The organism is Caulobacter sp. KR2-114, from assembly GCF_049446115.1.
Lineage (GTDB): Bacteria > Pseudomonadota > Alphaproteobacteria > Caulobacterales > Caulobacteraceae > Acaudatibacter.
Window position 1 is genome coordinate 255005 of sequence record NZ_JBMSEC010000001.1, and the last position, 16404, is coordinate 271408.

Here is a 16404-nt window from a genome sequence, read left to right on the forward strand (position 1 = left end):
GTCGTCGTCAGATGGCCCTTCCGTCTAGTCTGAGGGCGCGCCGGCGAACGTCCTACCTGAGCGCCTGGTTCAGCGCCGCCGCGATCCGCACCCCGGCGCGGCGCAGCTGCAGGTCGACATCCTTCTGCGCCTGCGCCTGGTAGGCGTCTGAGAGGCTCACCGATCCTTTCGCCGCACAGGTCGGCCGCGACGGCACCGCGTAGGCATCCTTCTGCGCCAGGGCAAAGGCCTGCATCGCCCACTGCTTCGGCGTCCCCTTCGACCAGCTCGCCCGCTGCCCGGCCGTCGTCTCCGCATCCAGCTTGTCGGCGATCGCCTCCGGTGTCTCGGCCAGCGCCTTCATCACGCCCGTATCCCAATAGCCGTGCAGGTTCTTCGACCCACCCACCGTAGGCTCCAGGGCGATGCAGTTGCCGCCCTCGTCCTGGTGATCCGAACTATGCAGCGGCTGGTGCAGGTCGCCCAGGAAATGTACCAGGAACTTCAGCGCCAGGATCTGCTCGTCGGCCGACACGTCCCTGGAGGAGAGCTCCGCCTCGAACTCCCCAATCTTGTCGACGCTGCAGTCCTTCGGCTGCCCGGCGCTAGCCACCTGGCCGGCCGCTAGTTTCGGATATCCGTAGCAAGCCGCATCGAGACCCGGCTGATCGATCTCGATGTCCGCGAAATGCCACTGCGCGGTTTCCCGGTGCTGAGCCCGGTACTTGTCCGCCCACGTCGCCCGGCTCGCAAAATCCGGCGCTGTCAGGGTGTCGGTATCCGCCGCCAGCAGCGCATCCACCTTCGCCTTCGCGACAGGCGTCAGATGCCGATAGGCCAGCAAGGCCGTGACCTTATGGCCAACGTCACCCCAAGCGGCGGCGGGAGAGGCAGCGACAGCCCAAAGGCCAGCCGCGACGAACAAGGAGGCGATGCGAACCATGTCCGAACGCTAGCACGGGACTGTGACGACTACTGCGCCGCCCCGGCCCCACGCGGCAAGCCGGGCGGGGCCTCTTGCGTCTCACGACGCTGGAAGCCAGCGTCTCGCATCACGCGAAGGCGAAGTCGCCGGCATGGAGGTTCGCCAAGGTCATGTTCTTCACCAGGATGGTGTCGCTGGCGTCCACCGTAATCAGGACGTCGGCGCCGACCTGGGTCGAGGCCGCGGTCACCGCCGCGAAATCGGCTAGCAGGGCGTGATCGATCTGGATGATGTCGCCGTCCGCGTGGCTGAAGTCGGTGATCGTATCGACGCCGAACCCCGCCTTGAAGACGAAGGTATCGGCGCCGGTCCCGCCCGTCAGGCTATCGTTCCCCGCGCCGCCCACCAGCACGTCGGCGCCGCCCTGGCCCGACAGGGTGTCGTTGCCCGCCAGGCCATCCAGATGGTCGGCGTCGGCCGTGCCGGTGACCGTATCATTACCGGTTCCGCCGCGGATCCAGCAGTTGGCGAGAATGTCGGCATGGTTCCAGGCCGTGCCATTGGCGAACTGAACCTGCTCGAGAGCCTGGCCGGCTGTGCCCGAGAACTCGTTCATCACCCGGATCGATTGGCCAAGGCCATTGACCTCGATGTAGAGGTCGCCAGAGCGGACGAAGGTCACGTCCGACGGGTTGAGGTTGGTGAACACCAGGGTGTCGACATCGGCCGTACTGGTCGCATCGTCCTGAATGGTGTCGGAGCCATCCCCGGAGGCGTAGATGTAGGTGTCCGAGCCGGCGCCGCCGTTCAGGTAGTCATTGCCGCCGTTCCCCAGGAACGTCTCGTTCCCGTTGCCGCCGTAGTAGTAGTCGGCGCCGGAGCCGCCGCGGTACCAGGATGCGGCCACGATCTGGCTGTAGCTCCAGGTCACGCCGTCCGAGAACTTGACCTGCTCGATGCCGTGACCGTCGGCGGCAAATTCGCTCATCACCCGGATGGAGTCGCTCGTGCCGTTGATCGAGATGTAGAGGTCGCCGCTGCGCGAGAACGTGACGTCGGACGCCTTCAGGTTTGTGAACACCAGGGTGTCGACGTCGGCGTTCCCGGACGCATCGTCCTGGATCGTGTCGGACCCGTCGCCGTAGGCGTACCGATAGGTGTCCGAGCCACTGCCGCCGTTCAGGTAGTCGTTGCCGCCGCTCCCCAGGAAGGTCTCGCTGTCGGCGGTCCCGTAGTAGTAGTCGATGCCCGTGCCGCCCCGGTACCAGGACGCCGCGGCGATCTGGTCGTGGTTCCAGGTGACGCCATCGGCGAACTTGATCTGCTCCACCCCGTAGCCGTTGCCGCTGAACTCACCTTGCACGCGGATCGACTGGCCGGTGGCGTTGACCGTCGCCCACATGTCGCCGTTGCGCGAGAAGGTGATGTCCGAAGCCTTCAGGTTGCTGAAGACCAGGGTGTCGATATCGGCCGTGCCGGTGGTGTTCTCCTGGATCGTGTCGTTGCCGTCGCCGGAGGCGTAGACGTAGGTGTCCGAACCGCCGCCGCCGGTCAGGAAGTCGTCCCCGCCATTGCCCTGGAAGGTCTCGTCCCCCGCTCCGCCGCCCATGTAGTCCGCGCCGGAGCCGCCGCGGTACCAAGCGGCCGCGTCGATGGCTCCGCGGTTCCAGGTAGTCCCGTCTGCAAAGACGATCGCGTCCAGGCCCCGCGTGGCCGCCTGGAAGTGATTGCTGTCGGTGATGACCTCGCCGGTGGCCGTCACTGTGATGGTCAGGTTGTTCCCGGAGTGGGTCAAGCTGACATCGCCGGCGTAGAGATCGTTGAGACGAAGGGTGTCGACCTCCCCAGCGGTGGTGGAGTCGTCGTTGATGACATCAGACCCATCGCCCTTGTTGTAGTCGTAGAGATCGTTGCCGCCGCTGCCGTTGAGGCTGTCCGCCCCCTTGCCACCGAAGAAGGTGTCCGCTCCCGACGTGCCATTGAGGGTGTCGGCGCCGGTGGTCCCATAGATCGGATGCGGATCGCCGGGCGGCAGCAGAGCCGTCACATCGGTCGGCGTCCAGACCGTCCCGTCGGTGAAGCGGATCTGCTCGATGCCGTCGGTCCCGCCGCTGAAGTAGCCGACCACGGTCAGGCGGTCGGTGGTTCCGGCGATGGCGATGTTGAGATTGAGGCCCGACTGGGTGAGGTGCACGTCCGAAGGCGACACCCCGGCCAGCAGTTGCACCACGTCGGCGGCCCCGCCATTGTCGCCGCGGTCTTCCAGGGTGTCGTGGCCGTAACCGCGGCCGAACACGTAGGTGTCGCCCCCCGCCCCACCGCTCAGGGTATCGTCGCCGGCGTAGCCCTGCAGGGTGTCAGCCAGGCGCGTGCCGGTGATCGTGTCGGCGCCGGGCGTCTCCTGGGCGTTCACGACGCGCTGATAGACGTCGGCCATCGTCAGGATGTCGCCATTAGCGAACTGGAAGCTCTCCACCTCGCTGGTGGTTGCACCGAACTGGTTCTTCACGGTCAGGGTGTCGGATGTTCCAGCCATGCCGATCACCAGGTCCGAGCCGGAGCGGGTGAAGCTGACGCCCGCGTCGTCCACGGTGTTGTCGAACAACACCATGTCGGTCTGGTCGTCGTAGGTTCCCGGCACGCTCTCCTGGATGGTGTCGTGGCCGGAGCCCTTACCGAACACGTAGGTGTCGTTGCCACCCAGCCCCTGCAGCACGTCGTCGCCGGCCCCGCCGTGCAGGATGTCCGCGCCCCAGAAGCCGACTACGGTGTCCGCACCGCTGGTCTCGGACTGGCTGATCAGAGCAGCGCGGATCTGGGCATCGGTCATGCTGACGCCATCGCCGAATGTCACGGTCTCTACGTCGTTCCAGCCGTCGAACCAGGCCGACCGGCCGAACTGGCCCTGGATCGTGACCTTGTCGGTCGTCCCCTTGAAGCCGATGGTCAGGTCGTCGCCGCTGCGGCTCAAGATGGCGTCGGCGCTGTTCAGGCCGTCGCCGAACTTGATCACGTCGGCGTCGCTGATGCCGATGTTACCGACGCTCTCCTGGATCGTGTCCTGGCCAAACCCCTTGTCGAAGACATAGGTGTCCGGTCCGTCGCCACCGCGCAGGATGTCGCTGCCTGCCCCGCCCACCAGCGTGTCGGCGCCCGATGTGCCGGTAATGGTGTCATTGTCGGACGTGCTCTGCTGGGCCACCACCACGGCGGTCAGATCGGCCGCCGACAGGGTCTCGCCGTTGGCGAACTTGAACGACTCGATCTGGTTGAACTCGGCCCCGAACTGGTTCTTGACCGTCAGGGTGTCGGCGCCGCCGGCGAGGGTGATCACCAGGTCGGCGCCCGAGATGGCGAAGTGGGTGTCGCCGCGCATCACGCTGGAGTCGAACACCACCTGGTCAGGCGCGTCTTCCCAGGCGCTGCCCGAGATGTCGACGATGGTGTCGTGGCCATAGCCCAGGCCGAAGCGATAGGTGTCGCCACCGCCCTCCCCGATCAACTGGTCGTCGCCCGCCCCACCGTCCAAGACGTCGTCGGTATAGTAGCCCGTCACCGTGTCGTTGCCGGCGGTCTCGGACTGCTGGATCAGCGCGGCGCGGACGTCGGCGTCGGTCCAGGTGGTCCCGTCGGCGAAGCGGAAAGTCTCGATGTCGCTCCAGCCCGGATAGAATCCGCCGTGGCTGAACTGGCCCTGGACGGTCACCTGGTCGGTCGAGCCTTTGAACCCGATCGTCAGGTCGTCGCCGCTGCGCGTCAGGACGGCGTCGGCCGAGGCAAGACCCGTACCGAACTGGATCACGTCATTGTCGGGGATGGTGACGTTGCCCACCGACTCCTGGATCGTGTCCCGGCCGAAGCCCTTGTCGAACACGTAAGTGTCGGACCCGTCACCGCCTTTCAGGATGTCGTTGCCGGCGCCGCCGTTGATCAGGTCGTCGCCGCTAGTCCCGGTGATGGTGTCGGCGCCCGAGGTCGCCGTGGTTGAGGTCACCGACTGGCTGGTCGGCGACCATACCTGCAGCGTGCCGTCCGCGAAGCGGAACTGTTCCACCACCGCCGATTCCGAGAGGTACTGGTCCTTGATCGTCAGAGTGTCGGTCACGCCCGCGATGGTGACGACCAGGTCATTGCCGGACCGGGCATAGCTGACATCCGTCGTCGATACGCCGCTCTTGAAAGCGATGGTGTCCGGCTGGTCTTCGTAGATCGACCCCGTGCTCTCCTGCACCGTGTCGTGACCGGAGCCGGCGCCGAACACATAGGTGTCGCCCCCGCCCATGCCTCTCAGCAGATCATCCCCCGCGCCGCCCTCGATGACATCCCCGGTGAAGAAGCCGGTCACCGTGTCGGCTCCGCTGGTCTCCTGGCTGGCGATCAGGGCATTACGGATGTCCGCATCGCTCCAGCTGACCCCGTCGGAGAAGGTCACGGTCTCGATGTCGCTCTGCCCGGCGAAGTAGGCGGCGTGGCCGAACTGGCCCTTCACCGTCACCTGGTCGCTCAAGCCGGCGAACCCGATGATCAGGTCGTCGCCGCTGCGGGTCAGAACGGCGTCGGTGGACTTCAGGCCGCTGCCGAAGGTGATCTTGTCGTCGTCGGCGTAGAAGGTGTTGCTGACGCTCTCCTCGATCACGTCCTTCCCGAAGCCGGGATTGAAGACGTAGGTGTCGGAGCCATCGCCGCCGCGCAGGACATCGTCCCCGGCCCCGCCGCTGATCGTATCATCCGACCAGAAGCCGGTGATGATGTCGTTCCCGGAGGTCGAGGCCTGAGTCAGATAAAGGGCGCGCAGGTCCGCCGCGGTCCAGCTTGAGCCGTCGGAGAACTTGAACCCTTCGATCTGCATGGTCGGCCCGAGAGAGCCGAAAGCAAACTGCCCCTCGATCGACAGGGACTCGCCCGTCGAGGTCAGCGTCAGCCGGGCGTTCTCCAGGTTGTCGCCGTAGCGGCTGACGACGATGTCGCTGGCCATAACGCCGGCGCCGAACAGCACCTTGTCATCGTCCCCCGTGAGGATGTTGTTGTGGTGGTCGGCGATGACGTCGGCGCCGTAGCCGACGTTGTAGACATAGCTGTCCGACCCATCGCCGCCCTCCAGCCGGTCGTTGCCCGCCCCGCCATCCAGGACGTCGTCGCCGTGCGTGCCGATGATGTGGTCGTCGCCGGCGGTCTTGGCCTCGGCGATGAGCTGCGCCTGCAGGTCCGACCACAGGATCTGGCTGCCGTCGGCGAATTTGAACACCTCGATCTGGTCGAAGCCCACCGCGCCGAACGGGCCGGTTTCTGTGATCACGTACTGGTTCAGAATCCGCAGCGTGTCCGCGCCGCCATCCATCGAGATGAGAAGGTCGTCACCGTCGCGGGTGAAGGTCACGTCGGCCGCGGTGATCCCCGCTCCGAACAGCACCGTGTCGTCGGCGGTCGTCAGGACGTTGGTCTGGCGGTCCTGAATGGTGTCGTGGCCGTAGCCCTTGCCGAACAGGTAGGTGTCGCCGTCATCGCCGCCGGACAGCACGTCGTCGCCGCCCTTCCCATCCAGAGTGTCGGCGTAGTAGGCGCCCGTCAGCACGTCGTTGCCGGCCGTGCCGGTGGTGACGTCGTGCAGCACGTCCTCCCACGTCACGCTCGTCCCGTCGGCGAACTTGAACTCTTCGATGCGGTTGGACCACTGCAGGCCGATCAGGCCAAACAGGTCGGCGTTCACGGCCGTGAACTGGTTCTTGATCGTCAGGGTATCGCTCGAGCCCGCGATGGTGATCAGCAGGTCATCCGTGCCAACGACCCGCGTGAAAGTCACGTCGGCCGCCGAGATCCCGTCCCCAAACACGATGCTGTCGTCAGCGCCCCAGCTGTAGCCCAGTACGCCGGAGACGAAGGTGTCCGCATAGCGGGCATTGTCCTGGATGGTGTCGTGTCCCGTCCCCAGGTCGAAGTGGTAGGTGTCCCCACCATCCAGCCCGGACATCCAGTCGTCGCCATTGCTGGAATAGAAGGTGTCGGACGTCCCGAAGCCGTAGGTGGTGTCGTTTCCATCGGTCGTGTAGGCGGCGATGGTCTTGGCCTGGAGATCCAGCCAGCTGATGCCTGTGCCGTCGGTGAAGAACAGCGCCTCGATGCGGTCATCCAGGGCGTACTTCGTCTGGTATCCGAGCGGCGTGTAGGCGAACTGATCCTGCAGGAGGATCGACCCGCCATCCGAGAAGGTCAGGGTCAGGTCGTTGCCCGAGCCGCCGCCGCTGCGCGTCAGGGTGATGTTCCCCGGCATGATGCCGCCGAGCAGCGCCAGCACGTCCGCCCCGTTCAGCAGGGGGTTGGTCATCACGTCGTGGATCACGTCATGGCCGTCGCCGAGCGTGTAGTAGTAGGTGTCGCCGTTGTCGCCGCCAAGCAGGGTGTCGTCGCCCTTCAGGCCCTCCAGGGTGTCCGCCTGGCCAGTGCCGGTCAGCGTTTCCGAGGCGTTGGTCCCCTTGCCCACCGCCGCGGCGATGTCGCCGCTCTCCCAGATCTTGCCGTCGGCGAACTGGATCTCCTCGATGCTGGTGTCGGCGCTGATCGGCATCCCCCCAGCGCTCACGACCGGCGTGTTGAACTGGCCGTGTACCGTGACGCTGTCGCCGGTCGCCTTGACCGTGATCACAAGGTCAACGCCGCTACGCACCACTGTGACGTCATCGGCCGTATAGTCCGCGAAACGGATCCGATCGCCGCTCTGCGTCGTCTCGCTGTCGTTGATCACGTCATGGCCGAAGCCTTTGCCGAACACATAGACGTCCTGGCCGGCGCCGCCGTTCAGGGTATCGTTGCCCGCCCCGCCGACATAGACCTGAAGACCAGTCGCCGACCCGCGCGCCAAGGTCTCGGCCGAAGACGCGCCGACATGAACCCCCTGCAGCCCCATGCCGGCCACGAGTTGGTCCAGGCCCAGGGCGATGCCAGTGGTGTCGTCCAATGCGGCGACCAGGCTCTGCACGGCATAGTCGGTCTTCACGTCCACGCCGTCGACGCGGTCCAGGTTCTGAGCCAGGGCCGCCATCAGGGGTCCCCACAGGTCGTCCCACTGGTCGAGGGCCACTGACGGTGTTGAAGACAGCTGCCCCAGGGCGGCGCCCAGAGCATCCGCCAGGGTAGAGGCCGAGGCCGAGGCGAACCGATCGCCGGCCGCGTCATAGCTCACGCCCGGGAACAGGCTGGCCAACGGCCCCTGGATCGCCAGTCGCACCGTCTCCTTCGCCAGCACATCGTTCCAGCTGGCCATTAGGTCGGCAACATTGACGTCGGTCGGGTGACCCGCACCATCCCGCATCGCCATCTGCTGGCCGAAGAAGGTCTCGAGGAAGGCAAGCTTCTGCGTGTCGAACACGCCGCCCCCCATCGAGGTCGCCGTCGTCGCGTCCGCATGCGCCCAGCGCAGCAGGATTTCTGCCGCGGCGCTCTCCAGACCGGCCCAGTCGGTACTCGCGGGCAGCGCCTTGAAGGCGTCCGCCTTTGCCAGCAGCGTCGCATCGGCGGTCATCGCCACCCGCAGGTCGGCGAGGTTGCCATAGCCCTTCAGCTGAGGATCCGCCGCAGCCGCGGTGGAGACGGTCTTGTCGCCAAGGTAGACGCTGTCGAGCTGGCTGGAATCCAGCTGCACGTTGCCGATCGTCCCGCTCTTGCCGTCCGCATAGGTGACTGTCGCGGTGGCCGTCACGGTATTGCCGTTCACCAGAGACGTCGCTGGCGCTCCGGTGGTCAGCGAAATCTCAGTGATCCCGAGGTCGGTCAGCGTCTTCAACTCGCCGGCGTCGGTGACGCCATTGCCGTTCATGTCCTGCCAAACGACCAGGCTGGCGAAGGCCGCATCGGCACTGCTGATCTTGCCGTCGTGGTTGGAATCCAGTGCGGCCAGGGCCGTGAAGCCGGACGCCGTCGCATCGCCAAACAATTCGGCGCCGCCGTCGATCTTGCCGTTGCCGTTGAGATCCCGCGCCAGGAAGCCGTCCGTCGGCGCCACCCACCCGGTCCGTTCGGCGAACCCATCGTTGTCGATGTCGAAGTAGGTTCCGACATCCTGCCTGGTAAGGTTCAGCCCATCCCCATTCAGATCCAGCACGAGCGGATCTGAGCCCGACTTCAAGCCAATGCTGGCCAAGGCGTATTTGAGCGTCTGCTCGAGCCGGTCGAGTGAAAAGTGATCAAGTGTCAGCCTGAAAACCGTGATGCCACCTGTGGCATCGTCGAGCGAGTAGTTGTCGACCACGGATTCACCAATCCGGCCATCGCCAGCCTGGATCACTAGCTGCCCGCTCTCGGTTGTCGTGTACCGGAATGCCGTCATCTCCGGCACATCCAGCATCATGCCGATAAGATCGAACACACCCATGAATTCAGGGGGCGCGATACTCAAGAGACCCGCGGTCACGGAGGCGTAGGCGTATCCGTCTTCCTGCCACCATTGCTGGACGCCGCCCGTAAGCACAAAGGCGCCCCAGTCGATCTGATCGTCGCGTCCAGCATCCGTAACGTGAGTGTTGGCGGCAATGAGGTAGTTGTCCTTCCCACCACCACCGGTCATCGTGGTGGCGAAACCGCCGCCGACCAAGATGTCGTTGTCAGCGCCGCCGACCAACGTCGTCTGGTAGCCCGTCGCGATCAGGGTGTTGTTGCCGCTCCCACCATTGATCGTGACCTTGCCGACCGACGGGCCGGCAATTGTATCGTCGCCCCCCCCACCATCCACGGTGATGTCGAGCGTGTTCTGCGCAATGCTGGCCACCTTCGCGGCGCGAGCTGCATACTGCGCAAAGATCGATGCGGGGTCTTGGCTGTTGTCGATCAGCGTCGCCCAGGCGTCAGAGATAGTGGCAATCGCCGCGCCATCCAGCTGCCCCCCAGGGGCCATTGACTGGAGCGCGAGTCTGTCGCCATTCGCAGTTCCGACCACGTGCTCGAAGTTGGTATACCCAAGTCCAGTCGGGTCACTCAGCGAGTGGGCATCCCCGTGCGCGTAGACTTCAACGACACCACCAACGGCAGCTCCCGAAAACGTAGAGTGAGCGGCGCCCAGGTAGACGCCGGCCGCGCTCCCCTCGAATGTCAGCGTGTCCTTCCCGCCTCCGCCATCAATCAGCATGGGGGAGGATGCCAGACCTGCAGTGAGGTCCTGGGCACTGGCGGTTTCTGTCACCTGATCTGCGCCAGCAGACAGCCTGACGATCTCAACACCGAACAAATTGTCGGTCGCGCTTATCTCGCTATGAGCGAGACCGACGCCCTTAGATGCACCGTCAGTCGCGGCACTAACCGTCAGGGTTACCGCGCTGGAAGCACCATAGTCGACGGTGTCGACGCCAGTTCCACCGTACAGATTGTTGAGGCCTCCGCCCCCATCCAACTTGTCGTCTCCGGCGCCGCCAAACAGGTAGTCGTCCCCGTCTCCTCCGGACAGCTTGTTCGATATCTCATTGCCAATGATGACGTCGTTTCCAGCACCCCCATTGGCATCCTCGACTGTTACGCCGTTGGCAATGGTGTACCCGCCGGGGATTCGCGTTCCGCCGACGCCAAGAACGGAAGAGATGAACCCACCCGCGTGGTGCCCAGCATCAGCGATCTCCGTTTGGGTTTGAGTGCTCAGCTTCGACCATTCACCCGAAGCCTGGAGCTCTCCAAGCAGCGTCGCAAGATCCGCCCCATCCGTTAGAGAGAGTGTTGCGGCGTTGATGTTGATAAGGGCGTCGAGCGGCCCAGAGTACGCGAGCAAGTCGGTTCCCGAAGTATCGTAAATGCACGCGTACTGCGCCCCGTTATTGATGTCTGCCTTTGTTGAATCCATATTCAACGCGGTGGAATCTATGCTTATTTGGTATGTCGTATTTCCATCGTTTGCGTGTGCAGCAGGCCCATATTGGGCCTGCATAGTGGCGATATCGAGCGCCATAGGCGTGACGGGAAACGCCACAAAGGACAGACCGTCGATGTCATACTGGGGATAGTTCCCAGGCACCATGATCGTATAGACGTCGTAGTCCAGACCGACATGAGCTGCCGTCTGATGATCCAAGCCGAGGAGATGGCCGACTTCGTGCAAGATTCCGTATTGTTGGAATCCCGCTGGTGCCGCATTCATGCCTGCTGTGTATAGGCCAGAGAAAATATTAGCATTTTGCGGGGCGAACGTATTGGCAGCTTGCGACGTGTTGTTTGCGTTCCACAGCTCGCCAATTGTGTAGTCGTCGCCGAAATTGTCATCCACTACATACTTAAACGTTATGAACTTTTGCCAAATATTTAGCGCGTCAATATAAAGCTTCACCTCATCGTCAGACAGTGCGGAACTTCCGTACACGTAGTATGGCGAAGCCGGATTTGCGTTTGCAGGATTATGTAAAGAGTTAAAATGATTTATCAGACCATCATAATACGCAATCTCAGAAGCTGTACTATTTCTGTCGACAAAGTTGATGGAGATTATCCCATCCTGCACATCAGTCGTATTATCCCAAACCAGGCCTGTTGCTAGAGGGACGAACAACGCGTTAGGGTTCGAAGTCGATGCTGCTTTTGCTTCAGTCGTCACTTCGAATTCCTTTCGCTGGATTCACGGTGATGGATGCCCCCGGCCTGGGCGTTCACAAATGCAGGGCCAACGCCCGAAATTTGCTGACAATCCCGCAGCGCGCAAATCGTCCTAACAACGACGTAGCCACGCCTAGCAGGCAATACAGCAATAGTATCTGCCACTCCGGCTTGCGTTATGTAGACGTTGGTGCCGGATTCAGCCCACCTGCTGTCTCGCCTAAGCTCGTGGAACCAAGTCAAAGCGGTCGCGACGTCCCGGCTTCCCGAGATGTCGACCAGGGGCTCCTGCCCAGGGGCGCACGTACTCGCGCACCCCCTTTTGTATCGGCAGATGAAGCCCAGGCGGCCAGCATCTTCAGTCGATTTGTGTATAAATTGGCCCCTTGACTCCACAACATCCGGACAGCGGAGTCCGGTTGGTGTATAAGTCCACGCGTCTGACGATCTCACCCAGCCCGCTTGCGGCACAGCAACAATATCCGCACGCAAAGCGCCTGCGGGCATTAGTCCGAGGCATACCGCGAGCCCGAACGCACCGCGCAGCATTCGTCTTGGAGCGGTTATCCCATGGCGCATCGTTACTCCTCCCGAAACGTCCGCGCCATCTGGTCCGAGAGCGGCTTGAGGAAGTAGCTCAAGGCGTTGCGGCTGCGGGTCTGGATGTGGACTTCGGCGGGCATGCCGGGGATCAAACCGGCTCGCATGGCCGGGATCAGCGCGGTGGTGCTGAACACGCAGCGCACAACGAAAAAGCTCGCACCGGTCTTCTCGTCGGCCTGAGCGTCAGCCCCCACCAGAGCGACACGGCCGGTGATCTCCGGCGTCGCCGGCCCCTGGAAGCCCGTCATGCGGATCTGGGCAGGGGCGCCAGCCTTCACCTGCTCAATATGCTGCGGGTCGACCCGGGCCTCGACGACGAGCTGGTCGTCCTGAGGCACGATGAGCATGAGTGTCTCACCGGGGGCGATCACACCGCCACGGGTATGCAAAGCCAGCTGCTGCACCCGCCCTGCGACGGGCGCGCGCACCTCCAGTCGATGCAGTTGGTCGTCGCTGGTCACCTTCTGGTCCTGGACCTGACCCAGCCGCAGATTGGTGTCTTTGAGGTCGCTCATCACCTCTTGCAGGTGATCGGTGTCGACCTGCAGGAGCTGGACACGGATCTCGGCAATGTGGGCGCGGGTGCGCGCGATCTCGGACACGAGCTGGCCGCGTTCGCCTTCCAGCCGCTTTCCCTCGCGTTCAAGGGCGTTCACCCGGCTCAGGGGCGACAAGCCCTTGGCATAGAGGTCGCGAATGCCCTTCAGTTCCCCCTGGATCAGGGTGAACTGGTCCTGTTGCGAGGCCACCTGCGCCTGCAGACCTTCGATCTGCTGGCTCGCCTGGTTGGCCTGCTCGCGAAGTTGAGCCTTCTTCTGCTCGCGCTCGGTGAGGCGCGTCGTCAGCAGCGCCTGCTCGGCGCGCAACGCAACAGCCAGGACCGGGTCAGCGCCAGCCGGCGGCGCGATCCGGGCGAGGCCATCGCGTTCGGCCTCAAGGCGCAGCCGCCGCGCCTGAAGTTCTGCGTCCTGGCTCCCGGCGTTGGCGGCATTGGCTGCGGCCACCGTAGCGTCCAGCCGGACCAGCGTCTGGCCTGCCGCCACGCGATCACCCTCGTGAACGAGAACGTCTCCGACGATGCCCCCCTCCCGGTGCTGGATGCGCTTGACGCTGGACTCCACGGTCACCCGGCCCGGCGCGATCACGGCCCCGGAAATGTGCGCGAGAAGCCCCCAGCCGAAGATCGCAATCCCCAGGCCGGCCATCACCGTCACGCCGGCCCTACGGTGCGCGGCCAGACCGAGGTCGTCAGCTCCAGCGCCGGACGGGATTACCCCCAGGGCGTTGGTCGAAGTCGCCGTCACGACACGACCTCCAGATGCGGCGCCGCAGGCGACGGTGCGCCAGCCTGGGCCGCCAGCACCCTTCGCAGCACGTCCTCACGCGGACCGAAGGCCTGCTGCGCGCCGCCGGCCAAGACCAGCAACTTGTCAAGCGGGGCAAGGCCGCTGGGCCTGTGCACAGCGGCGATGACGATAGCGCCCCGGCCGCGGGCCTGCGCCATCGCTCGGCCGAGCGCCGCCTCGCCCTCTGCGTCAAGAGCCGCGTTCGGCTCATCGAGCACGACCAGGAAGGGATCACCGTAGAGCGCGCGGGCAAGCCCGATGCGCTGGCGCTGCCCCGCCGACAGGCGTTGGCCGCCCTCACCCACCTCGGTCTCGAAACCGTCCGGAAGAGCGCGGACGAGACTATCGACCCCGGCGATCGCCGCCGCCGCCAACACGGCGCCCTCCGGCGGCGCCGGGTCGAACCGGGCGATATTCTGAGCCACCGTTCCAGGGAACAGCTCCACCTGCTGCGGCAGGTAGCCGATGAAGCGGCCAGCCACGTCTCGCGGCCATTGGTCCAGAGTCGAACTGTCGAGGCGAACGGTCCCGCGATGCGGCGGCAAGACGCCGACCAGGCCGCGCAGCAGGGTGGACTTGCCGGCGCCGCTGGGACCGATGACGCCCAAGCCCTCACCAGCCTGCAGGCTGAAGCCGACGCCCTGTACCAGCAGCCGGGCCGCACCAGGCGCCGCCACTGTGAGCTGCTCCACGACCAGGGTGCGGCTCGGCGCCGGCAGCGCCAGGCGCTCCGTTGCCGCCATTGCGGCTGAGCCTGACGCATCCATATCGGTCAGGGCCGCCTCCAGACGGCCGAACGCCTGGCGCGCGGCGACGAATGAACGCCAGTGCGCGATGGCCAACTCCACCGGCGCCAGGGCGCGCCCCAGAAGCACGGACGAGGCGATCATCACCCCGCCGGTGGCCTTGCCGGAGACGATCAGGAAGGCGCCTGCCGCGAGGGTCGCCGACTGCAGCGCCATGCGGACGAAGCGCGACAAGGCGCCGAAGAAGCCCGCGGCGTCTGCCCCGGCCAACACAGCCGCGCCGGCCGCCAAGTTCCGTTCGGCCCAGCGGGCGCCGAGGACACCCGCCATGCCGAGCGGCCCGACGGTTTCCGCGCCGCGGCGCGCCTGCTCGGCGAGGGCATTGGCTTCGGCAGCCAGCCGGGAGCTTTCTCGCTGCGCCGGGCCGGCCGACTTTTCACTAAGCCAAGTCAAGACGGCTAGCAGGGCGGCGCCTACCACGCCCATCAGCCCAAGCAGCGGATGCAGCAGAGCCATCAGCAGCAGATAGATAGGCAGCCATGGCAGGTCGAAGATGGCCGTCGGCCCAGCGCTCGACAGGAAGGCGCGCAGCTGTTCCAGATCCCGGAAACTCGCGCCCCTCCCCGTCCCCTTCGCGGCGTCGATCTGGCCAGCAAACACCAGCGGACCGAGCGAGCGATCGACGTGCCGCCCGATGCGGGCGAACAGCCGGGAACGGATCAACTCCAGCAAGCCTTGCGCCGCATAGAGCGCGGCCACCAGCACCAGCAGCGCCCACAGGGTCGGCAGGCTGCGGCTGGGCAGCACGCGGTCATAGACCTGGAGCATGAAAAGAGAACCGGAGAGCATCAGCAGATTGATCGCGCCGCTAAACCCGGCGGCCGCGATGAAGCTGGAGCGGACCGCCGCGAGTGCCGCCCGGCAGGGTCCCGAGAGGGCGGAGCTTGGCCTTGAGAGGCGGTCAGCCATCGACAGCCGTCCGCCCCGGCACAGACTGGCCAGACCACCCGAAACGCAACTCAACCACGCAACCGATCATGACGCCTCCCGACAGGCGGGTTACGATTGCGTCGAAGCCGAAATGCATCGCAAGGTTAAGTTGCTGCGATGACGGCCTCGTGATCCAGACGGGTGTTTCACCATGTTAAGGTTGTGGGAACTACCTATATCGATGACGCAACGCGTTCCGCTGCACGCCCAGGTTCATCGCCAATGCCGGCTGCAGAACGCTCCAAACCAGCGCGATTGCAACAATTGAAATGGTCCATCGGACCACGTGGTCGCGTCCGGAGGCGCCGCAGGGCCGTCCATGGCGCGCTGCCGCGGAGCTGCGACCTGAATGTGGCTTTGGCGCTTGTGAGTGCGGAAAACAGGTCGTCTGTCGACCTCGTCGACAGCGGTCCTGACTGCGGGCGCACCGTCGCCCCCTATAGCCCGTCCCAGGATCGAGGTGAGACCTGACGGGCCAAGGCTTCACGCGGGACCAACAGCGCCCCAGGGGCCGCGCCCTTATTTCTTGAAGGCCTCACCGTCGACCAGGATCGTCAATGCGTCGGCGCCGGTCGCGACAGACGCGAGCGACGTGTTCGACGCGCCATTCGCCTGCTCGAGCTGCCCGCCACGGCACTCCAAAGGGCCGACCTCGTGATCGTCGCCCTGCGCCCGGGGCGACCGTGTAAAGCGTACCGGCGTGGGTCACGGAGACGGCGCTTCGCGATGCGCCGTTCCAGGTCCCAAGCCGCGGCTGGCAGGGGTCAGTCGCCGCCGAAGCCTGATTGTTGTGCGGGCTTGCTGCATCCGGCCAGCAGCGCCAAAGCGGCCAGCCCCAAAATGCCTCGCATCACGTCCGTCCCCACCGTTTTCCGAGCCACCAACCATCGGCGACGGAGCCCCTAGTCGACCCAGCGCGACTTCGACAGCGAAATGAGACGGGTCCACCGGGCCCCGCCCCACCTCGTACAGAACCAGTGGTCAGGCCGGCACAGCGCCCGGCGCGGTGCACTTCGTGAACTTCTTGGTCTTCGGATCCTTGCACTTGATCGGCTTCACCGGCACGGCCGGCCCGCATAACTCAGCCTTCGCGAACTGGCCGTTAGAGCCGATGCACTTGCCGGCCGAGTCGAGCTTGTAGGGTGCGGTCGCGGCGGCCTGGGTGGTCCCGGCGGAGACCGCCAGCAGTCCGACGGCGGCGATCATCATCAAGGCGTGCCGCATTCTGGGCCTCCCATGGCTCATTTGACTGAGG

The 16404-nt window shown here is 65.0% G+C and carries 5 protein-coding genes and 1 pseudogene; all 6 read right to left on the reverse strand.

The genetic code is table 11. The annotated features are described in order from the left end of the window. Positions 1-52: 52 nt before the first annotated feature. The gene (locus ACO2Q3_RS01090) at positions 53-922 is read right to left on the reverse strand and encodes a S1/P1 nuclease (RefSeq protein ID WP_423304516.1); all 870 of its coding nucleotides are present in this window, start codon (positions 920-922) and stop codon (positions 53-55) included. Between the two features lie 109 nt (positions 923-1031). Beyond that, positions 1032-9662 carry a calcium-binding protein gene (locus ACO2Q3_RS01095; RefSeq protein WP_423305641.1) on the reverse strand — a complete coding sequence of 2877 codons (8631 nt, stop codon included), beginning with the start codon at positions 9660-9662 and terminating at the stop codon, positions 1032-1034. A 609-nt stretch (positions 9663-10271) separates the two neighbouring features. After that, positions 10272-11015, reverse strand: a pseudogene (locus tag ACO2Q3_RS01100) (hypothetical protein); the annotation flags it as partial. 1030 nt (positions 11016-12045) lie between these two features. Beyond that, positions 12046-13371 carry an HlyD family type I secretion periplasmic adaptor subunit gene (locus ACO2Q3_RS01105; RefSeq protein WP_423304518.1) on the reverse strand — a complete coding sequence of 442 codons (1326 nt, stop codon included), beginning with the start codon at positions 13369-13371 and terminating at the stop codon, positions 12046-12048. Continuing rightward, positions 13368-15128, reverse strand: a complete 1761-nt coding sequence (locus ACO2Q3_RS01110) for a type I secretion system permease/ATPase (RefSeq protein ID WP_423304519.1) — start codon at positions 15126-15128, stop codon at positions 13368-13370. The genes ACO2Q3_RS01105 and ACO2Q3_RS01110 overlap by 4 nt, the downstream gene beginning before the upstream one ends. Before the next feature lie 1002 nt (positions 15129-16130). Continuing rightward, positions 16131-16373, reverse strand: coding sequence for a hypothetical protein (locus ACO2Q3_RS01115; protein WP_423304520.1), 243 nt, complete (start codon positions 16371-16373; stop codon positions 16131-16133). Positions 16374-16404: the final 31 nt, after the last annotated feature.

Excerpts from the sequence above, each read along its gene's own strand:
- ACO2Q3_RS01090 (WP_423304516.1), bottom strand. The coding sequence starts at position 922 with ATGGTTCGCATCGCCTCCTTGTTCGTCGCGGCTGGCCTTTGGGCTGTC.
- ACO2Q3_RS01110 (WP_423304519.1), bottom strand. The coding sequence starts at position 15,128 with ATGGCTGACCGCCTCTCAAGGCCAAGCTCCGCCCTCTCGGGACCCTGC.
- ACO2Q3_RS01115 (WP_423304520.1), bottom strand. The coding sequence starts at position 16,373 with ATGCGGCACGCCTTGATGATGATCGCCGCCGTCGGACTGCTGGCGGTC.